Source organism: Paenibacillus sp. FSL R10-2736, from assembly GCF_038000245.1.
Classification (GTDB): Bacteria; Bacillota; Bacilli; order Paenibacillales; family Paenibacillaceae; genus Paenibacillus_AQ; species Paenibacillus_AQ phytohabitans.
The window spans coordinates 4,694,769-4,715,435 of sequence record NZ_JBBOBN010000001.1 but is presented as its reverse complement, the minus strand read 5'-3'; the positions used below and the strand labels follow the sequence as shown (position 1 = coordinate 4,715,435).

The window sequence follows — 20,667 nt, the reverse complement described above, 5'->3', positions numbered from 1 at the left end:
AAGCGGTGGAGCGGAGCAGTGGCGCTTCACCCTTTTTTTATTGGGGAATTTATAAAGTGCCGGAATAATCATTGAAGCCAAGGCCACGCTCCGCGGGGCGGGAAGACTATGGGTAACTTTGGAGCGACACGGAAGAGATATGCTATAATAGAAACACTTTAAGGGTAAAGGAGATTACCAGTACTCATGTATCCGCCGAGGTCACGCAGTAGACAGAGCAAGAAACATAGCAGCAAAAAGAGGCGCAGAACGGTCTGGGCATGGTTTAATGTAGTGTTGCTTCTGATGATAACCGGCCTGCTGGCCTATTCTTTCATGGATAACAAAGATAAGGAGAGTTCAGCTCCTCCGGTAGCAGTGACTGAGCCGTCACCTTCGCCTGAAGCTTCTGCAACAGCGGCAGCTCCTGTGGAGGTGGCACCTACAGCAGAGGCTACAGCCAGTCCGGAGCCAACACCAGATGCAACACCGGAGGCCACTGCGCTGCCTACGGAGACTGCGGAAGCCGTGATTACGCCTGTTCCAACGGTTAAGGAAGCTGCAACGGCTGAACCCCAAGCGACAACGGGAAATCCTGGCGGCCTGATATCAGGCTTGCCGGAGAACTCTTCCGGCGGTACGGTGAAGCTGAATTTTGCCGGAGATGTTATCTTTGCCGGTAAGGTAGCGGAGCTGCTGCAGAAGAAAGGGTACGATTATTCTTACAGTGCACTTGACGGGATGTTCAAAAAGGATGATCTGACCGTGGTCAACCTGGAGACGCCGATCACTACTGGCGGTGTAGGTGCCGCGAACAAGCAGTTTGTATTCAAGGGTGCTCCCGAAGCGCTGGATGCACTGAAATCAGCTGGCGTAGATGCGGTCAATCTGGCTAATAACCACACGCTGGATCAGGGGGAAGAGGGCTTGCTGGATACCCTGAAGCACCTGAGCAAGCGGGGCATTCCCTATGTCGGAGCAGGGAAGAACAGCAAGGAAGCTTACTCTGCGCAGTATTTTGAGCGGCAGGGTATCAGGATAGCCCTGCTCGGGTTCACACGGGTGATGCCGGTGATCGAATGGAAGGCCGAAGCAGGCAAGCCGGGCCTCGCCTCTGTCTATGACAGCGCAGAAGCACTCAAGGCCATTGCCGCTGCCAAGCAACAAGCCGATCTTGTCGTAGTCGTTGTCCATTGGGGCAAGGAGCGGATGGAGCAATATGACAAGACCCAGCAGACGCTGGGGCATAGCTTTATCGATGCGGGAGCCGATCTGGTGATGGGCGGACATCCGCATGTGCTGCAGGGGATTGAGCCCTACAAAGGGAAATGGATTGCCTACAGCACAGGCAACTTTATCTTCACACGTTCCAGTCTTCCGGCAACCTGGGAGACGGCTGTATTCCAGGCGGAATGCAGCAAGGAGGGACAATGTTCCCTTAAGCTGAGTCCGATGGATGCTGAGCTTGGACAACCGGTGCCGATGAATGAGGCGGATGGACAGCTTTTGCTGCATAAGGTGGAATCCTTATCTTCCGGTCTGGTGAAGATCCGCAATGATGGTACCGTTGTGCAGTCGGCCCAATAAATCCTACTTCTGCTGGAGGTGCCAATGATGATGAATAACATGTGTGTCGCCCACCGCGGATTTTCCGGCAAAGCCCCCGAGAATACGCTGGCGGCCGTCCGGATGGCGATTGCCCTGCCTTTTGTGCGGTGGATGGAGATTGATGTGCAGCTGACAAAGGACGGCGTGCCTGTGGTCATCCATGATTATTCGCTGGACCGCACGACCAATGGACACGGCAAGGTGAAGAACATGGATTATGAACATATACGGCGTCTGGATGCGGGGAGCTGGAAAGGGCGTGCTTTTCGCGGAGAACGGGTGCCCTCCCTGGAAGAAGTGCTCAGCCTGGCTTCAGGCAGACTGCGGCTTAACATTGAGCTGAAGACCAGCGGGGAGATGTACCCTGGCCTTGAGCAAGCGGTCATCGATCTGGTGAATACCATGGGAATGCGCGAGGATGTGGTGCTGACCTCCTTCGACGCCGGTGCATTGCAGCGGATTAAGGAGCTGGACCCGCGGTTCCGTACCGGTCTGATCTATGATTCCAGGTCCGGCGATCCGGCCAAAAAGCTGAACGAGCTGGGCTGCTCCTTCTTATCCATCAGCTCCGACCGGCTTAGCCCGGTTCTGGCGAAATCCCTGGCTGAACGGGGCGTGAAGATCATGGCGTGGACAGTGAATAAAGCTAAGGAGATGCGGCGCTTGTCCGCCATGCATTCGGATATCATGATCTGTACGAACCGCCCGGATATTTGGGGCGATATCTTTCTGCAGGCCTGACTTAGGATATAGACTAATCCATTTAAACGATCTATTCATTCTAATAATCTGAGAAGAAAGCGAGCTGAACGATCAATGAGTAGAGCGGTCAATAATGTGTACTGTGTGGGACGCAATTATAAATTACATGCGGAGGAACTCGGCAATCAGGTGCCGGCCGAGCCGCTGATCTTCCTGAAGCCGTCGCATGCTGCTGTTGCGCTTGATAAAGCGATCATCCATCTGCCCAAAGATGCGGGACTGATCCATTATGAAGGTGAGCTGGTGCTGCGTATTGCGCGTGATTACGTACCGGGGATGAGTGTGGAGGAATTGGTGGATGTGATGGCGCTGGGCCTCGACTTCACGCTCCGTGATGTGCATAATGATCTGCAGAAAAAAGGCCTGCCCTGGACACCAGCCAAGGGCTTCAAGAATGCGGCTCCGCTGACTCCCTACATTGCATTTCCGGAGCAGGAGGAGCTGGAAGCAACGGATTTCACCGTCCGCAAGAACGGAATTGAGGTCCAGCGCGGGAACGTGCAGAACATGATTTTCTCGCTGCAAAAAATTGTTGAATTCATTGCCTCCCGCTACGGGCTCGGCAAGGATGATATCATCTTCACCGGAACTCCTGCTGGCGTGGGACCTGTAGTGCCCGGCGATTCGTTCGAGCTGTTCTGGGGCGATACGCTAATGGGCACCTGCCTGATCGGTTAAGGCGATGTTATCAGGACTTGAAGTGCTGCAATGGCTGATCGGGGCCTGCGGTGCGCTGCTGGTCGCCGGGGCCGCTTACTGGAAGCAGTCGCTGAGCCTCTCGGGCATGCTGGCGGCGATAGTGATGGGAACCATCTACTTTGGGGCAGGCAATGCCTTCTGGTTCGGCATTCTGCTGCTGTTCTTCATCTCCTCCAGCCTGCTGTCGAAGCTTCATCATGAGAATAAGGCCGAGCTTGAGGCCACCTATGATAAGACAGGGCGCCGGGATGCCGGCCAGGTCTTCGCCAACGGCGGACTTGGCATGCTGCTGGTGCTGCTTAACGCGATTTATCCGCTGGAAATCTGGGGCTTTCTGTTTATCGGAGTCATGGCTACCGTGACCTCCGATACATGGGCAACAGAGATTGGGACGCTCGCTAAGCGGCCTCCCCGGTCTGTACTGACCGGGAAGGTGCTGCAGGCGGGCACCTCCGGCGGTGTATCGCTGCCGGGCACGCTGGCCGCCGCTGCCGGGGGTGCGCTGATCGGCGCAGCCTCCTGGCTGCTGCGGGCAGCCTCCGGCATGCCGCCGCATTCTCTGCTGACGCTGGCGCTTGCCGGACTGCTGGGCGGACTTGCCGGAGCCTTTGCCGACTCGGTGCTGGGGGCAACGGTGCAGCGGATGAACCGCTGCGCAGTCTGCGGCCGCGAGGTGGAAGCCTCGATGCACTGCGGTAAGCCGACCGTGTACGCCCGGGGCTGGCGCTGGATGGACAATGATACCGTGAATGCTGTAAGTTCAATTATAGGCGGCGTGGTGGCCCTACTGGCCAGCTACATAGGAGCGGGATAGGAGATAGGCGGGCCTTAGTTACGTTATCCGGCTACAATTTTATTATACAAGGTTGGGAGGTGAACCGTTGAGCAGCGCATCCGTACACAAACATGCAGCTATTCTGGATGCCGCTTACGAGCTTTTCGGTTCAGGCGGCTTCTACGAAACGAAGATGTCGGAAGTGGCAGAGCGGGCCGGAATTGCCAAGGGCACGGTCTATTTATATTTTAAAAGCAAAGAAGAGCTGTTCATGGCGGTTACCCGCCGGGATTGTGAAGGGTTCCTGGAGCAGCTTGAAGGCAAGCTGGGCACCTGCTCCAGACTGGCGGATAAGCTCTCCGTTATTGCCGAGCACCATCTGTTCTATTATTATGAACGCAAGCAGCATACGAAGCTGTTCTTCCGTGCACCCAATAATAATCCTGAGCTGGTAGACTATATGGCGCAGTTCATGGAAGCCTATATGCAGGCGGTAGTGAAGGTGCTGCTGGAAGGCGGGGCATCCGAGCCGGAATTGATGGCGCAGTCTTATATCGGTATGCTGGACCGTCTGAAGATGGATATCCTGTTTAACCCCGGCTTTGCGGAAGAAGATGCGTATAAGCGGGCAAAGTTTGCTGCGAACCTCTTCATCACAGGGGCGCTGGGCAGCTTGAATTCGGCACTCGGTGACCTTCCGTTTGAATAATCCTAAGAGATACAGCCAGACCTGGTTTATAAATATAAGGCAAGCGAGGACAACTGATGAATATTATGACCGTGGAACACCTCTCCAAGAGTTACGGGGAGAAAACATTATTCCTTGATGCATCCTTTGGCATGGACGACAGGGACAAGATTGGCGTCATTGGTGTCAACGGAACGGGTAAATCGACCTTTCTGAAGATTATCGCCGGGCTGGATACACCGGACGCCGGACAGATTGCCATCGGCAATGACGTGCGTGTACAGTATCTGGCCCAGAATCCGCCGTATGAGCCTGGCAATAGCGTGCTGCAGCAGGTGTTTGCCGGAGATGATCCGGAGCTTGCCACGATGCGGGAATATATGGAGATTATGTCTCTGCTGGAGCAGAATCCGGGCGATTCCGTGCTGGAAGCCAGACTCGTGCGGATCGGGCAGGCCATCGATGCCGCCGGCTCCTGGCAGCTGGAGAGTGAAGCCAAGATTGTTCTGACCAAGCTTGGAATTACACAATTTGATGCCCTGATGGAGAACCTCTCCGGCGGCCAACGCAAGCGTGTAGCGCTTGCCGCAGCACTGATCACGCCTTCAGAGCTGCTGATTCTGGATGAGCCTACCAACCATATCGATACGGATTCCGTAGCCTGGCTGGAGCAATATTTGCAGAAACGGCGCGGCGCCCTGCTGATGGTTACGCATGACCGTTATTTCCTGGAGCGCGTAGCCAGCGTAATGCTGGAGCTGGACGGAGGAAGCCTGTACCGCTATGAAGCGAACTACTCCCGCTTCCTGGAGCTGAAGGCTGACCGCGAAGAGCGCGAAGCCTCGGCGGAGCAGAAGCGCAAGAATCTGCTGCGCACCGAGCTGGCGTGGATCCGCCGGGGGGCCAAAGCACGATCCACGAAGCAGAAGGCGCGTATCGACCGCTTCGAGAAGCTGAAGGAGAGTACAGGCGGCGCTTCATCTGCCTCGATGGATATTTCCGTGGCTTCCACCAGACTGGGCCGCAAAATCATTGAGATCCAGGATCTCACGAAATCCATGGACGGCCGGACATTGATCAAAGACCTGACCTATATCGCGGTGCCGCAGGACCGGGTGGGCATTGTCGGCAAGAACGGCAGCGGCAAGTCAACGCTGCTCAATCTGATCGCCGGAAAGCTTACGCCGGACAGCGGCGAGGTTCAGCTGGGGACAACCGTTAAGCTCGGCTACTTCACCCAGGAGCATCAGGATATGGATCTCAGCATGCGCGCGATTGAGTATGTGAAGGAAGAAGCGGAAATCATCAAGACTGCGGACGGAAGTGTCATCACCGCCGGCCAGATGCTGGAACGGTTCCTGTTCCCGCCGGCGATGCAGTGGACCCCGATCTCCAAGCTCTCCGGGGGCGAGAAGAGACGCCTCTACCTGCTGCGCGTGCTTATGGGAGCGCCGAATGTACTGCTGCTGGATGAGCCGACGAATGATCTGGATATCGGAACGCTGGCCGTGCTGGAGGACTATCTGGATGAATTCCCCGGCGTAGTCTTTACCGTATCGCATGACCGTTACTTCCTGGATCGTACGGTGGATAAGCTGATTGCCTTCGAGGACGGATCGATCCGGCTTCATGTCGGTGACTATAGTGAATACGAAGAATGGCTGGCAAAGAACGTACCTTCCGGCAGTGGGGGCTCCGGCAAGTCTGAAGGCACTGGAGGCCGCAGTGCTATTGCAGCTGTAGAGCAGAGCGGGAATGCGCCAGCAGCCGCGCCGTCACGCGAGAAGCTGAAATTCACCTTCAAGGAGCAGAAGGAATACGAGGGCATCGACGAGGCCATCGAACAGGCCGAGCAGCATCTCGTAGATATCTCGGCAGAGATGGAGGCGGCCTTTGCCGACTCCGGTAAGCTCCAGGAGCTGGTGGATAAGCAGCGGCAGGCTGAAGCGGAGCTGGAGCGCCTGATGGAGCGCTGGACGTATCTGAATGAGCTGGCGGAGAAGATCGCGGGTAAGGCGTGAGTTTTGCAGCGCTGCGGGGCTGGGTTGAGGTTGTGACAAACCCCTCTCCGCTGTTTCCCCTCGTTGTGATATAAAATCCTGCCCAAAATACAACATTTCCCTCATTTTATCGGCCCAAATCCCCGATTGTTGTATAAAAGGCAGGATTTCAACTTTTTCAAGCGGCTTGGCAGGATTATTCTTGTATTTTGTACAACAATCCACCTGAACAGCTGGTTATTCATGAATCAAAGTTGCAAAACGTACAACATTTATGTCCGCGCTGCTGCTTCCTAACTCTAAGAAGTTTCAATTCAGCCGGCAACGAATCAAGTGTGGGGAATTGACGACGTTTGTCGTATCTCCGCCAGTCTCCCAGCGAATGGCCGGTAACTTGAAGGGTTGTTATCTAAAGAGCGGTTATATAGTTATTAATTTCCCCTGTCAGAGTTAAATCATAAGAAGGAGGACGTTGCCGGTGACAAATACTCTCGAAGCTGCCATTGCGCTGCGGACCTCCGGGCAAGCGGAGGAAGCAAGAGTCATGCTGCTTCAGCTGCTGTCAGCGGATGACAGTAATGCCGAGCTGTACTATCAGCTGGCCTGGACACATGATGTGCTCGGCATGGAACGCGAGGCCGTGTCCTATTACGAGCAGAGTCTTGCTCATGGTCTTCCGGATGAGGAGCAGAAGGCAGGTGCAATGCTGGGACTGGGAAGCACTTACCGGACGCTTGGGGCGTACTCACAGTCCCGGGAGCTGCTGGAGCGAGGTGTGCTTGAATTTCCGCATCGTGCGGAGTTCAAAGCTTTCCTCGCCATGACACTGCATAATTTGGGTGCGCATGCAGAGGCGATGGAGCTGCTGCTTAAGCTGTTGTCCGAAACCTCTGCCGATGCAGGTATTCATAGTTACAGTAAGGCTATTATGTTCTATGCAGATAAGCTGGAGCAGGTATGGTGATATGAACGCGTAATAGGAAACCCGGCACCTGAAGTTCAGAGGCCGGGTTTCTTTTTTTTGCGCTGTGGAAGGAAATACAACATTAGAGATTTCCCCGGAATAGCTATGTACTATATTAGACGCACTAAAAAATAACAACTAGGGAAAGAAGCATAATCAGTTACCGGATATCCACCGCGAACAGCGGTAATCATCAAGAAATCTGAGGGCGGGCAGCGGCCGGAAGTCCAAAGGTTCACCGCAGTGACGACTAAGCTTCAAATTCAAATCTTAAGTGCATCTTATATAGTGAATTTATGGTAGAATATTCTTGTGTATATGTGCTTAAATATAGAATAATTGTGGCTTCGATCTTACTGTTTGCGGAGGTGTGAATGATGAACATACGACTGAGAGATATAGGCTTAAGTGTCATGTTTGTTTCTGCTGTTTTCTTCTTCGGAAGGCCGGATGCGCCCAATGAAGCCAGTGAACATAATGTAGAGGCGCTCAAATATTACAATAATAGCTCTGCACCAGTTATAGCTCACCCTATTTCAACTGATAATAAGCTGTCCCGGAGGCATGAGGAAGCTTCAGAACAGAATTTGACTATAGCTGTAGTTGACTCTGGCAAAAGCCCCGTGCAGCTCATTCCGGTCTATAAGAACGGGGATACACCGCAAATTGAACTTGTGCCATCCCGGTAAATTTCAAAACATTACATTCTACTGTTGGATCAGTTGTTAATAAATCAAACCTGAGAGTGAAGCGGACTGAGATTCCGTTATCTTATTCCATCAAGCCCTAAATGAGGCATAATCGGTCATATAAGGGCCTCTGAGTCCGCTTGGACAGCGAATCCGCTGGATCTGCTCAAATAGCGGATTTTCAGTCCTCTTCATCCGAAAATTATTATTCTATAGTAAAAAATTGGGATAAGTGTCTCCCGCAGATACTGTCCTTAGTTCAGCTTATCTTATACAGTTAACAGAAAGAGTGCTGTACCAGTTATGAATAGAACTGGCACAGCACTCTTTGGTTATTACGCTATAGCATAGGTTTAAGCATCGTGGCGAGCAGGAAGGTCCGTGGCCGTGTATGGCCCGGGGCCCCGGTTATTTCCAGCCCGCCACGGCAATCATCTGCACGACCGGACGCGAGTCGCCGGTCAGCACCACCTCGTCAGCGTTCATCTGCGATGAACCGTCTCCGTCGAGGAAGATCCCTTCCCGTCCCTCGCCGGGGACGGCCCGCTGCACGGCGGTGCGGAACTCCGCCGCCGTGCAGAGCGAATTCGTGACGAGCAGCCACAGCTTGCCGGACTGGTCATAGACCAGCCCGGAGCGCAGGCGCCGCTCGCCCTCAAAGGGAAGATGCTCTGCGGCCGCTGCAGCTGCCCACAGCTCTTCATGCTGCAGGTTCATGCTGATCCCGCCCTGCGCCCAGTAATTGCCGCGGTCACTTACCGCCAGGTCGCCGCCGGAGGCAACGACCTGTACGCTGAACGCTCCCGTGGCTCCATCCCACACCAGGGTTCCACGCTCGTACTTCGCGTTGAACCAGCCGGAGCCGTAGGCCTGCGGAGCGCCGTTCACCGGCACGTCGTTCATGATGGCGATGGACAGCAGGTCATCGCCATAGAAGAAGCCGCCATTGATCCCATAGGCGGCAATCTGTCGCAGCGGCTGCCCTGCGCGCCGCAGCACGATATCCTCCGGCTTCACCGCCATCATATGCAGCTGAATCTCGCCTGAACTCTCGGCATAGATGTAACTATGAGGGAGGCCGTCAAAGACCTCATGCTCATCATCATCCGTCAGCCTAAGCGCAGCCAGGATGACCGCAAACAACACCAGCAGGACAACTGTGGTAACCACAATCCACCACCTGCGATGCCCCCGCAAACTCTGCAGCCATCCCCAAAACTCAAATCGCGCCGACACAAGCATCCCTCCGCAAACTCCGCAGCATGGCATTAGTCTTCATAGTCTCTATGATTCAGTCCACACAGCCTAAGCTCTCCGCAAACTCTGCAGCATGGCATTAGCCTTCATAGTCTCCATGATTCAGTCCGCACAGCCTAAGCTCTCCGCAAACTCCGCAGCCATTCCTCTAGTTCAGTGCGCCCCAACATAAGCGGCAAGCAGCTTAGCCGTATTCAGCACGGCCTGCTTGTGTGTACGCTCCATAGAGTGGGAGGCATGCACGCCCGGACCGATTAGCGCAGCGCGGATATTATTGCCGCCACGCAGCGCCGCTGAGGCATCGGAGCCATACTGCGGATAGATATCTACCGCAAAAGGAATCGCCAGCCCGTTAGCGAGCTCAATCAGCTTACTGGTCATGGCATAGTCATAAGGTCCGGAGGAGTCTTTGGCACAGATGGAGACATCGGTCTCCTTGCAGCTCAGATCATCACCCATAGCGCCCATATCCACTGCGATCATCTCGTTAATCCCGCTTGGAATCCAGGCTGCACCGTGTCCGACTTCTTCGTAATTGGAGATCAATAGGGACAGGTTATGGAGCGGCTTCCAGCCTTCGCGCCGGATGCTCTCCAGGAGGCCGAAGATGGCCGCTACGCTGGCTTTGTCATCGAGATGACGGGACTTCACATAACCGCTTGGCGTCAATACCGCACGGGCGTCAAAAGAAATGAAATCACCCACAGCAATGCCCAGCTTCAGCACATCGTCTTTGGTCGAGACCATTTCGTCAATACGAATTTCCATGTTCTCTTCTACGCGTTTGAAATCGCGCGCATCGGCATACACATGCACGGAAGGGTGGCTGCTCAGGATTGTACCGGTGTAGGTTAATCCGCTGCGCGTATGAATCGTGCAGTACTCATTCTCGATACTCTGCATGCTGAATCCGCCGACAGAGGTTAAGCGCAGGGAGCCGTTTGGTTTAATGGAGCGGACCATGGCGCCCAGTGTATCTACATGGGCACTGATCCCGATGGTGCGCGAAGGATCAAGTCCGGGAACAGTCAGGATCGCCCCGCCTTTCTCATTCCAGCTCAGCGGAATATTCAGTGCAGCCGCTTCTTCGGCCACAAGAGTCATCACCTGGGCGGTGAAGCCGCTGGGACTGGGGGTGTCGAGCAGTTTTTTGAGCAGGGTAAGGATATATTCTTCATTAGGCTGAATGTTAAGCAATGGGTGTTCCTCCTATTCGGTGTATGATTATATCTGGGCTGATCCTTCTGAAGAGAGGACATCATTTGGGACAGTCAGAGAATCCATGGCATTGCCTGCATCACGGAGCTTGGTCAGCTCTGCGTTCAAGCTTTTAATCTGCTTCTGCAGCTTATATTGGCGGAAAATCCCGTAGGAACCCACAACAACGCCGCCGATCAGCGCGCAGCCAAGAATGACCAGAATAAGCGGGATGCTGACAACGTCGAAACCAAAATTAACCGGTACCGTATCCACGTTCATGACTGCGAAAACAGCGGTCAGCAGTGCAAAGAATAAACCTAATATAAGTGACCATTGAAATTTCATAGTACTTCCTCCTCGGGCCATATTGACAATACAAATCCCCTGCCCGCAAAGGGCAAGGGATTACTGTAATACTAAGCTTTCTGCCTTACTTGGTCAACTGTTCCATCTGTTCAATCACACTTTCAAAGACGCTCATTGCTTCGCGGATCGGTTCAGGTGAAGACATATCGACGCCGGCTTTGGTCAGGATATTAATGGAATAATCACTGCCGCCGCTCTTCAGGAAGCCCAGGTAACGGTCTACCGCCGGTTTGCCTTCCTCCAGAATCTGTTTGGCGAAGCTGGTCGCCGCCGAGAATCCGGTAGCATATTTGTAGACGTAGAAGCTGTTATAGAAATGCGGAATCCGCGCCCATTCCATCTCGATATCCTTATCCACGACCATATCCTTACCGTAATACTTCACATTCAGGTCGTAGTAGATTGCAGAGAGGTCCTGAGGAGTAAGCGATTCGCCTTCTTCAGCACGCTGGTGAATAATCTTCTCGAATTCGGCGAACATCGTTTGCCGGAACACGGTAGTGCGGAACTGGTCGGCATAATAGGTGAGCAGGTACATTTTTTCCTTCGGATCGGTCGACTTGTTCAGCAGATAATCCATCAGCAGGGCTTCATTGGTGGTCGAAGCAACCTCTGCCAGGAAAATGGTGTACTGGGCATCCCGGTATTTCAGCGTCGTGTCTGAATAGTAGGAATGCAGGGCGTGACCCATTTCATGCGCCAGTGTGAACATGCTGTTGAGGTTGTCATTATGGTTCAGCAGCACGTAAGGGTGGGTGCCGTAAGCTCCCCAGCTGTATGCGCCGGTGCGTTTGTTCTCATTCTCATAAACGTCAATCCAGCTTTTGTCGTAGCCTTCCTGCAGCACGCTTAGGTAGTCCTCGCCGAGCGGCTTAAGGCCTTCCTTAGTGATCTTCTTGGCTTCCTCAAAAGTAATATTCAACTTGTATTCGTCCACGAGCGGAGCGAACAAATCGAACATATGTAACTCATCTACTCCAAGCAGCTTTTGGCGCAGCTTCATATAACGGTGCATCAGCGGCAGGCTCTCATGAATGGTGTCGATCAGATTAGTGTAGACTTCCTTCGGAATATTGTCACCGTAGAGGGACATTTCCAGCACGGAAGGGTATTTGCGCACACGCGAGTAAAATACATTCTTGTTCACATTCGCACTAAGCGTAGCGGCGATGGTGTTCTTTTGCTTGCCGTAGGTCTCATAGACCGCTTTGAAGGCATTCTTGCGCACTTCACGGTCCGGGCTTTCCAGGAACTGAATGTAGCTTCCGTGGGTGAGCTCAACTTCCTCGCCATCTTCATTCTTGACCTTCGGAAATTTCAGATCCGCATTGTTCAGCATGCCGAACACAGTCTGCGGAGCCTGGGCAAGAGTGCCAACCTGAGCGAGCAATGCTTCTTCCGCTTTGGAGAGGACATGCGCTTTCTCACGCTTCATTTCCGTTAAGGTGAAGGTATAGTCAGAGAGAGAAGGATCGGCAATGAACTGGTCCAGGGTTTCGTTTGGCAGGGCCAGAATTTCCGGTGTGACAAAAGAAAGAGCTTCCCCGGCTTCAACGCCCAGCTTCTTGGCTTTTGAGGAGAGTGCCTGGTACTTAGGAGCCGCCGTATCTTCATCCTGGCGCATGTGCGCATAGACATAGAGGCGTTCGGTCAGCAGGGACAGCTTGTCGTCCAGCTCGAAGCATTTCTTGAGGGCCTGAGGAGAATCAAGCTTGCCCTGGAAGTCAGAGGCGCTTGTGATTAGCTCCTTCACTTCCTTGTATTCGGCATCCCATTGTTCCTCTGAAGCAAACATATCTTCAAGCTTCCAGCGGTTCTCGGCGGGTACTTCACTTCTCTTAGGTAATTGTTCCATAGAAATCCTCCTCGGTTGATGGGATGCGGCAGACATAGTCTCGGCTTGCGGCACTGCTGCGGACACATTCCCCGGCAGCAGGCCGAGAACAAGCAGCAGCGGGAGGGATTTGGAAGTAAACGACATGACAGCAGCCTCCTGAATCTTAAAGTAGGCTTAGTATGTCCTGCCAAATCCTGATTATTAATCTTAAAGTTACTTGAGGTGAAATTATGCGAGCATGCTGTAAATAATGAAGACAAAAGCGAGTGCAATCATGATGACTGCAGTTAAGGCCATGCCGCGTTTCAGACGCGGCGGCATCTTGTCCTTGCTCATAACGAGCACGGCACCCAGACACAGAACGACAATTACATAGATTACAAGGCTCTCATTGTTCATTCCCGCTTATACCTGTTTGAAGGCAGCGATGATATTCTTGTACTCTTCTTCATTGTCTTTGTAGGACTCTTTGTTGAAGCGGTTGTTGACCCACTGCATCATGGCCGGGCGGCTCATGAAGGTATGTGTTTCTTCTCCCCATTGATCGGAAATTTCACGGAGGATAATATAACGTCCCTGAACTTCCACTGTCATCATATTCCATTTGTCTGTTTTGTATATTTCATGTTTTTTGATCATTATCATTACCACCCTGGCGATTTTTGGCTTTTGGCTCAATGATAACGCACCGGAGAAGGGAAAAGCAAATTAAATCACGAATACAGGGAAAAGATGGATTGCTTTACAAGTATAGATGGAGTATAATGTAAGCATACGCCATATATGGCGGTATTTTTAGGAGGTTGTTCATTTGAAAGGTACAGTAAAATGGTTTAACGCAGAAAAGGGTTATGGTTTCCTTCAAGTAGAAGGCGGCGAAGATGTATTCGTTCACTTTTCAGCAATTCAAGGCGACGGTTTCAAGACTTTGGATGAAGGCCAAGCGGTTGAATTCGATGTTACTGACGGTAACCGCGGTCCACAAGCAGCGAACGTAGTTAAATTATAAGATACGGTTAGGCAGAGCTTCTGCCAGCCGCAATATATATATATTTGATGCAACACGCATTTGCATGAGTAGCAACAAGCAACTTAAGCAGCACACAGTTCTCCCGGGAACTGTGTTTTTTTATTTCTTCTATAGAATGATGAATCCAAACAGCCATGCCGCTCCCGGCTCCGGGATGGCATGGCTGTTTGGATAATTCCTACAATGCAATACTCAGAGCGGAGTCCTGGCTTTTCTCCGGAGCGGCCGGTCGGGGCCTCCCCCCACATCCATCAGATGCTTGGACAGGAAGCCGATAAAAGCAAGAATTGAGAATCCGGTAGCCACCATATAGAATACAATCCGTCCGGCATCCTGATAGATCAGGCCGCCGAAGGTACCGCTAAGCAGACCGGCACCGCTGGACCATACAACCGTGAACAGTGCCATTCCCGTTGCCCGGAGATGATCCGGGATAATCCGCGTGATATAACGGACGGCGGTTACATAATAGATGCCGAAGGAGACGCTGTGCATAGCCTGAATGGCGACTACAGCTCCCGGCTCCTGAGCCAGTGACATGAACAGGAACCGCAAGGCAAACATCAGGCTTGCGAAAGCAAGCAGCGGCAGTTCCTTGAACTTGTCACCGTATTTGCTCAGCAGGAAGAAGATCGGGATCTCACTAAGAGCAGAAGCCAGCAATGCCCAGCCTATAATCTCATCCCCGGCATTCATTCCCTTGAGGCTGATGGTCAGAAAGGCTTCATTCATGCGGTAACCGATAGCGAGCAGGAAGACACAGCTGAAGAACCACAGCACTTCTTTTTGAAATAGAATTTCTTTGAGTCCGCCGCCTTTAAGCGATTTGCCTGAAGCGTCCCCGCTTACGGGCGCGGGAGTTGGCTCGCTGCGTTTCACATCCTTCAGTCCGAAGGTAATAAGCAGTGCGGTCACGACAATCACGATACAAATGCCTACACTATATTCAGGACCAAGTGCTCTCAGCACATAACCGATCGTTAGGGCGAAGAACGAATACCCGAGCGAGCCGAATACACGGATTGCAATGAAGTTCCGGCCGTGACGCTGGGCAATTTTGATGGCCATGGTGTCCGCAAGCGGAAATACAGGGTAATAGAAGAAATAGAAAACGGACAAAATAAGCATAACACTCGAGAAATCTGCGGCTCTGGCGAGAATGATAGCGGTTACCAGCTGGCCTCCTAGCAGGAGGGCCATGATCTTCCGGACAGTGCCCAGACGGTCACTCATCATGCTCCAGAACAGATTGGAGAGAATGGAGATCAGCGGGCCGACAGAGTAGAGCAGACCCATCTGCGGGCTGCTGAAGCCCAAATGTGAATAGAATAAAGGGAAATAGGATACAACCAGCACACTGGTGCCGTATAAGGTGAACATAAAGGATCGCAGCCAGTTTTGATCGCTATATTGGCCGCCGCTCCGTCCTGCATACATGAACCTGCACTCCTCCGGATATGAAATAAGCCTAATCTCATACATTTAATGTCGAACGGGTAATAGTATAGCATAAAGCTGGTGAGGCAGGGGTTACGTGAAAAAACGTTTTTCTGAATCTTTCAAGGTTTTGCGAAAGTGATTTTGTTGTTTGTACAAATACGCTCTGCATATTATAATAATGATGATTTGGATAAGGAGACAACAATGTGGAGGCACTGTCATTGAATGAATTTGAGCAAGGCCGTTACCTTAGTCCGCGCGGTCCCATTGGACTGATGAACAGGGTCTACAAGTACGTGCTGCCGGAAGTGCGGGCATGCCTCGATTTCTGGCGCCAGGATGCAGAAGGGATTCCCGATCCCGAGCTCCGCAAGCAAGCGCTTGCCAGCATTGAAACGAAGCAGTTTCATTGCGAAGGCGGCGGTATTTATGCCGCCGGCAATTTGTCGATGAGACATATACTGATTCCGCTAATTGTTGCTTATCAGACGATCAGTGATTATTTGGACAACCTATGTGATCGCAGTACTTCGCTTGACCCTGCCGATTTCCGGCTGCTGCATCAATCCATGCTTGATGCTATTAACCCAGAGGCGGAGCCGGTGAATTACTACGCGCTGCGCAATGAACAGAATGACGGCGGATATTTGTACAGGCTGGTCCGCAAATGCCAGGAGATGACCTCTCAGCTTCCCGGATATGCCGCCGCCGCAGCTGAGATTCATGATTTGGCCGTATTGTACACCGATCTTCAGGTCTATAAGCACATTCGTCCGGAGCTCAGGGAAGCTGCCCTGAAGGAATGGTGGGAGAGAGAGGGCCATCGTGCACCTCATCTCGGGTGGAATGAGTTTGCAGCCGCAACCGGTTCAACCCTTGGCGTCTTTATGCTTTTTTTGGCCTCATGTGATCCCAAGCTAAGCCTAAGCGCATCGGCTTCGATTCGTGCTGCTTACTTTCCGCATGTGTGCGGACTGCACATTATGCTGGATTATCTGATTGACCAGGACGAAGACCGGGCAGGCGGTGACCTCAATTTCTGCAATTATTATGACGACACTGATACCATGCTGAATCGGATCGCTTCCATCGTGGAGTGGGCCCGCAAGGATGTCCGGACTCTTCCCGAGACCTCAATGCATCGTATGGTCATCGAGGGGCTCTTGGCACTTTATTTATCCGATCCAAAAGTCAGCGAACAGCGGGAGGTTCGCTCTGTATCCAAACGGCTGATGAGAAAAAGCCCGCTGACCCGGCTATTCTTCTTCGTTAACAGCCGCTGGATACGCAAACACATGTATTAGTCGCACTAGATGCTGCCGGGCTCATTCTGACACGGAGGACATCCGGCGCAATTTTAAGGAGGAACAAACAGAATGGCAAACGTAAAAAAAATCGCAGTACTAACCAGTGGAGGAGATTCACAGGGCATGAACGCCGCTGTACGTGCGGTTGTCCGCAGTGCGATCTACTTCGGAATTGAAGTGTTCGGCATTCAGCGCGGGTATCAGGGTCTGCTCAACCGTGATATTTTCCCGATGGATCTGCGCAGTGTGGGTGACATTATCCAGCGCGGAGGTACCATTCTGCAATCTGCACGCTGTCTGGAGTTCCTGAAGCCTGAAGGCCAGCAGAGAGGTGCTGACATTCTTAATGAAATGGGCATTGACGGCCTGGTAGTCATCGGCGGTGACGGTTCTTACAAAGGAGCCAACAAACTCAGCAAGCTGGGTATTAACACCATGGCTCTGCCGGGTACCATCGATAATGATATTTCCTTCACAGATTATACGATTGGCTTCGATACAGCCGTAGGCGTTGTTGTAGATGCGATTAACAAACTGCGTGACACCATGTCTTCCCATGAGCGTTCTTCGATCGTGGAAGTTATGGGCCGCCATTGCGGAGACATCGCGCTGCATGCAGGTCTTGCCTCCGGTGCAGAAACGATTCTTGTACCTGAAATGCCGTATGACCTGAATGAAGTAGCGGACCGGATGAAGGACAATTTTGCCCGCGGCAAACGCCACAGTATTGTAATTGTTGCTGAAGGCGTAGGCAAAGGCGAAGATGTGGCACAGGCGCTCAAGGACCGCCATGCTTCTCTGGATGCCCGTGTAACGGTTCTGGGACATATCCAGCGCGGAGGTACACCTACTCCTGGTGACCGCAACCTGGCCAGCCGTCTGGGTGACTTCGCAGTCCGCAAGCTGATTGAGGGTGAATCGGACAAAGCATGCGGAATTATCAAGGGTGAACTGACTCTTACTGATATTGATAAAGTAGTGAACACTAAGAAAGACTTCGACACGGATCTGTATGAATTGGCTTCCCGTTTGTCCCAATAGGAACTATTATATTACCTTTAAGACCGCCTTGAGACAGGCGGTCTTTTTCCTGTGATCATAATTAGAAGGATATGCTTAACTCGATATTACTTTGCTCTGAGCTGGAAAAGATAAATAGTATTATTCCTTATACGGGTGCCATGACCTACAGCAAAACATCTTTTTCTCACTTGACTATATACCCCCACCCGTATATATTTATACCCGTAGGGGTATTACTTATAAGGGGGAACTAGAAGTGGGAAGAACTATTGTCATTATTGGCGGAGTAGCAGGAGGAGCGTCAGCTGCTGCACGTTTAAGAAGATTGAATGAGGAAGACCGGATTATTATTCTGGAACGTGGAGAGCATGTTTCCTTTGCCAACTGCGGGCTGCCCTATTACATCGGAGAAACTATTGATTCCAGAGAAAAGCTGTTTCTGCAGACACCTGCCGGTATACGGGCACGGTTCAATATCGATGTGAGAGTATTTACTGAGGCGACGCAGATTGACCGTGAACATAAGCGGGTAGAGTGCCGGAATAGTAAGACCGGAGAGGTTGAACAAATTCCATACGATATTATAGTGCTGTCTCCGGGTGCTCGGCCGATAGTGCCGTCTATTGAGGGTATTTCTGCAGCGGAGAATCTGTTCACCCTAAGAAATATTCCCGATACCGACCGTATCAAAGCCTATGTAGACCGCCGAAAGCCCCGACATGCTACAGTTATCGGCGCAGGCTTTATCGGCCTTGAAATGGCGGAGAATCTGCGGGAGCGGGGTCTTGAAGTAACTGTAATTGACCGGGGACAGCAGATTCTCAATCCGCTCGATCCGGAAATGGCCCGCCCGCTGGAAGAGCATATGCGGCTGCATGGTGTTGAAGTGCGGCTGAATGAAGGTGTAGAAGCTTTTGAACAACAGGGCAGCCTGCTGCGCCTTTCCTCCGGTGAAGTGCTCAGTACCGATATGGTGATTTTGGCAATTGGTATCAGTCCCGAGAATGATCTGGCACGCAGCAGCGGGCTTGCACTTGGTGTCCGTGGAGCGGTTAAAGTAAATGCCCAATTACAGACCAGTGATCCGGCTATCTATGCCGTTGGGGATGTCATTGAAGTCAAGGACCGCATTCAAGGGTTTGATACCATGGTTTCTCTTGCCTGGGGGGCGAACCGGCAGGGCCGTCTCGCAGCAGATCATATTAATGGGCGCGAAGCTTCATACAATGGGGCAATGGGAACGGCGATTATTAAGATTTTTGATTTAACTGCCGCTCTTACCGGTAATAACGAGAAGACGCTTAAGTCTCTTGGGGTACCCTATGAAGCGGTGCATATACATCCGAGTTCCCATGCCGGATATTATCCCGGTGCTGCACCGATAGCCATGAAGCTGTTATTCAATCCGGAGTCAGGAGCCATTTACGGAGCGCAGGCGGCGGGCAGCACCGGTGTTGATAAAAGAATCGATGTAATTGCCACAGCCATCCGCGGCAATCTTAAGGCTAATGAGCTGGCCGATATAGAGTTGTCATATGCTCCTCCATACTCCTCAGCCAAGGACCCGGTAAATATGGCAGGCTACGTAGCCTCCAATGTGCTGGAGGGGCTTGTAACAAACCTGCAGTGGCATGAGGTGGATGATTTCTCGCACGGCGGCGGACTTATCATTGATGTCAGGGAAGAAGTGGAGCGGTCAGCAGGCCATATACCCGGTTCTATAAACATTCCGCTGCCAGAGCTGAGAGAGCGTCTAACGGAAATCCCGCGGGATAAGGAAATTGCGGTATCCTGCCAGGTAGGGCTGCGCGGCTATATTGCTGCCAGAATGCTAAGCCAAAACGGTTATCAGGTAAGGAATGTTGACGGTGGATATAAGACTTATGCTGTGATGGAAGAAAGTCAGCTGCAGAGTACCGGGAAGCGCAAGGCTTCGTCCGGTTCAGCGGCTCCTGCCAATGCTGTGAATAACCGGACAGAACACGGGAATGAACAGCGTCTTATACTGGATGCTTGCGGTTTGCAATGTCCGGGCCCTATACTCAAAGTATATGAGACAGTAAAGTCAATGGAAGATGGCCAGAGGGTTGAGATTTCTGCAACGGATTTTGGTTTTGCCGCTGACATCAGGCAGTGGTGCAGCAAGACGCATAACACCCTGGAATCTGTAGATGTATCTGAGGGCAAAGTGAAGGCGCTGGTACGCAAAGGGTCATGGAATACAGCAGATGATGTGTTTCAGGTGCAGAATCCCCAAGTCACAGAAGGGACGACTATGGTTGTCTTCAGCGGCGATCTGGACAAAACCATTGCATCCTTCATCATTGCCTCAGGTGCTGCCGCGATGGGGAAGCAGGTAACGATGTTCTTTACTTTCTGGGGGCTGAATGTGCTGCGGCGCGGGCAGACCCCGCAGGTGAAGAAAGCCGGACTCGACAGAATGTTTGGAATGATGATGCCGCAAGGGACACGTAAGCTACCCTTATCAAGAATGAATATGGGCGGGCTGGGTGCGAGGCTGATCCGCTACACGATGAAACGCAAGAATGTTGATTCACTGGAGCAGCTTATGCAGGGTGCGCTTAATGCCGGTGTGAAGCTGATGGCCTGTTCTATGAGTATGGACATCATGGGTATATCACAGGAAGAATTGATAGAAGGGGTAGAGATTGGCGGTGTTGCCAGCTATCTCGGTGCCGCAGAGGATTCGGGAGTTAATCTGTTCATTTAAAGGGGCGAAGAAACCGTGGAATATGACAAGGCAATAATTAACAGATTGAAGCGTATAGAAGGTCAGGTAAGGGGTGTTCTCAGCATGCTGGAGGAGGGCAAGGATTGCCGGGAGATTGTAACCCAGCTGACCGCGATCAGAACCGCCGTAGACCGCACTGCCGGTGCAGTTATTGGAGACAACCTGGAGCACTGCATTCAGGAGGAGCTGGCAAAGGGAAATACTCCGGATCATGTCATCAAGGAAGCAGTACAACTGCTTGTGAAAAGCCGGTAAAAAAGAACAGCCGCAGACAGGAGGATTAACCTCTTG

General features: G+C 52.2%; 20 protein-coding genes. 13 read left to right on the top strand and 7 right to left on the bottom strand.

The window, feature by feature from the left end; translation table 11 throughout:
- Positions 1 to 186: 186 nt before the first annotated feature.
- The 8 genes from NSQ73_RS20435 (at position 187) to NSQ73_RS20400 (ending at position 8,164) form a co-directional block, all read left to right on the top strand.
- Positions 187 to 1,566, top strand: coding sequence for a CapA family protein (locus tag NSQ73_RS20435; protein ID WP_340987907.1), 1,380 nt, complete (start codon positions 187 to 189; stop codon positions 1,564 to 1,566).
- 30 nt (positions 1,567 to 1,596) lie between these two features.
- Positions 1,597 to 2,328 (top strand): glycerophosphodiester phosphodiesterase, encoded by a 732-nt coding sequence (locus NSQ73_RS20430; protein ID WP_042141002.1) that lies wholly within the window; start codon positions 1,597 to 1,599, stop codon positions 2,326 to 2,328.
- 75 nt (positions 2,329 to 2,403) lie between these two features.
- Positions 2,404 to 3,027, top strand: coding sequence for a fumarylacetoacetate hydrolase family protein (locus NSQ73_RS20425; protein ID WP_039310261.1), 624 nt, complete (start codon positions 2,404 to 2,406; stop codon positions 3,025 to 3,027).
- 25 nt (positions 3,028 to 3,052) lie between these two features.
- On the top strand, positions 3,053 to 3,862 hold the full coding sequence (locus tag NSQ73_RS20420) for a DUF92 domain-containing protein (protein ID WP_076244405.1): 810 nt from the start codon (positions 3,053 to 3,055) through the stop codon (positions 3,860 to 3,862).
- A gap of 67 nt (positions 3,863 to 3,929) precedes the next feature.
- On the top strand, positions 3,930 to 4,532 hold the full coding sequence (locus NSQ73_RS20415; protein WP_340987905.1) for a TetR/AcrR family transcriptional regulator: 603 nt from the start codon (positions 3,930 to 3,932) through the stop codon (positions 4,530 to 4,532).
- A gap of 56 nt (positions 4,533 to 4,588) precedes the next feature.
- Complete coding sequence (locus tag NSQ73_RS20410; RefSeq protein ID WP_340987903.1) at positions 4,589 to 6,532, top strand: ABC-F family ATP-binding cassette domain-containing protein; 1,944 nt, start codon at positions 4,589 to 4,591, stop codon at positions 6,530 to 6,532.
- A 457-nt stretch (positions 6,533 to 6,989) separates the two neighbouring features.
- A complete protein-coding gene (locus NSQ73_RS20405) occupies positions 6,990 to 7,475 on the top strand; it encodes a tetratricopeptide repeat protein (RefSeq protein ID WP_340987902.1) in 486 nt (161 codons plus the stop codon).
- A gap of 374 nt (positions 7,476 to 7,849) precedes the next feature.
- Positions 7,850 to 8,164, top strand: coding sequence for a hypothetical protein (locus NSQ73_RS20400; protein ID WP_340987901.1), 315 nt, complete (start codon positions 7,850 to 7,852; stop codon positions 8,162 to 8,164).
- Between the two features lie 408 nt (positions 8,165 to 8,572).
- Here the strand turns inward: NSQ73_RS20400 and NSQ73_RS20395 are convergent, their stop codons facing one another.
- The 6 genes from NSQ73_RS20395 to NSQ73_RS20370 form a co-directional block, all read right to left on the bottom strand.
- Positions 8,573 to 9,334, bottom strand: coding sequence for a hypothetical protein (locus NSQ73_RS20395; RefSeq protein WP_340987900.1), 762 nt, complete (start codon positions 9,332 to 9,334; stop codon positions 8,573 to 8,575).
- A gap of 240 nt (positions 9,335 to 9,574) precedes the next feature.
- Entirely contained in the window at positions 9,575 to 10,618 is a 1,044-nt protein-coding gene (locus NSQ73_RS20390) for a M42 family metallopeptidase (RefSeq protein ID WP_171718446.1), read from the bottom strand.
- 27 nt (positions 10,619 to 10,645) lie between these two features.
- Positions 10,646 to 10,966, bottom strand: a complete 321-nt coding sequence (locus tag NSQ73_RS20385; protein WP_042135712.1) for a LapA family protein — start codon at positions 10,964 to 10,966, stop codon at positions 10,646 to 10,648.
- Between the two features lie 85 nt (positions 10,967 to 11,051).
- On the bottom strand, positions 11,052 to 12,842 hold the full coding sequence (pepF, locus tag NSQ73_RS20380; protein WP_340989341.1) for an oligoendopeptidase F: 1,791 nt from the start codon (positions 12,840 to 12,842) through the stop codon (positions 11,052 to 11,054).
- Positions 12,843 to 13,052: 210 nt separating this feature from the next.
- Positions 13,053 to 13,223, bottom strand: a complete 171-nt coding sequence (locus NSQ73_RS20375) for a hypothetical protein (protein WP_042135714.1) — start codon at positions 13,221 to 13,223, stop codon at positions 13,053 to 13,055.
- Positions 13,224 to 13,229: 6 nt separating this feature from the next.
- The gene (locus NSQ73_RS20370) at positions 13,230 to 13,463 is read right to left on the bottom strand and encodes a hypothetical protein (RefSeq protein ID WP_036702226.1); all 234 of its coding nucleotides are present in this window, start codon (positions 13,461 to 13,463) and stop codon (positions 13,230 to 13,232) included.
- A gap of 172 nt (positions 13,464 to 13,635) precedes the next feature.
- Here NSQ73_RS20370 and NSQ73_RS20365 point away from each other — a divergent pair, with 172 nt between their 5' ends.
- A complete protein-coding gene (locus NSQ73_RS20365; protein WP_036725228.1) occupies positions 13,636 to 13,833 on the top strand; it encodes a cold shock domain-containing protein in 198 nt (65 codons plus the stop codon).
- A 213-nt stretch (positions 13,834 to 14,046) separates the two neighbouring features.
- Here the strand turns inward: NSQ73_RS20365 and NSQ73_RS20360 are convergent, their stop codons facing one another.
- On the bottom strand, positions 14,047 to 15,291 hold the full coding sequence (locus NSQ73_RS20360; protein ID WP_340987899.1) for an MFS transporter: 1,245 nt from the start codon (positions 15,289 to 15,291) through the stop codon (positions 14,047 to 14,049).
- A gap of 224 nt (positions 15,292 to 15,515) precedes the next feature.
- Between NSQ73_RS20360 and NSQ73_RS20355 the strand changes: the two genes are divergently transcribed.
- The 4 genes from NSQ73_RS20355 (at position 15,516) to NSQ73_RS20340 (ending at position 20,631) form a co-directional block, all read left to right on the top strand.
- A complete protein-coding gene (locus NSQ73_RS20355; protein ID WP_042141005.1) occupies positions 15,516 to 16,598 on the top strand; it encodes a tetraprenyl-beta-curcumene synthase family protein in 1,083 nt (360 codons plus the stop codon).
- Between the two features lie 72 nt (positions 16,599 to 16,670).
- Entirely contained in the window at positions 16,671 to 17,642 is a 972-nt protein-coding gene (gene pfkA, locus NSQ73_RS20350; RefSeq protein ID WP_039299701.1) for a 6-phosphofructokinase, read from the top strand.
- 238 nt (positions 17,643 to 17,880) lie between these two features.
- Positions 17,881 to 20,355, top strand: a complete 2,475-nt coding sequence (locus NSQ73_RS20345) for a CoA-disulfide reductase (RefSeq protein WP_340987898.1) — start codon at positions 17,881 to 17,883, stop codon at positions 20,353 to 20,355.
- A gap of 15 nt (positions 20,356 to 20,370) precedes the next feature.
- The gene (locus tag NSQ73_RS20340) at positions 20,371 to 20,631 is read left to right on the top strand and encodes a metal-sensitive transcriptional regulator (RefSeq protein WP_340987897.1); all 261 of its coding nucleotides are present in this window, start codon (positions 20,371 to 20,373) and stop codon (positions 20,629 to 20,631) included.
- Positions 20,632 to 20,667: the final 36 nt, after the last annotated feature.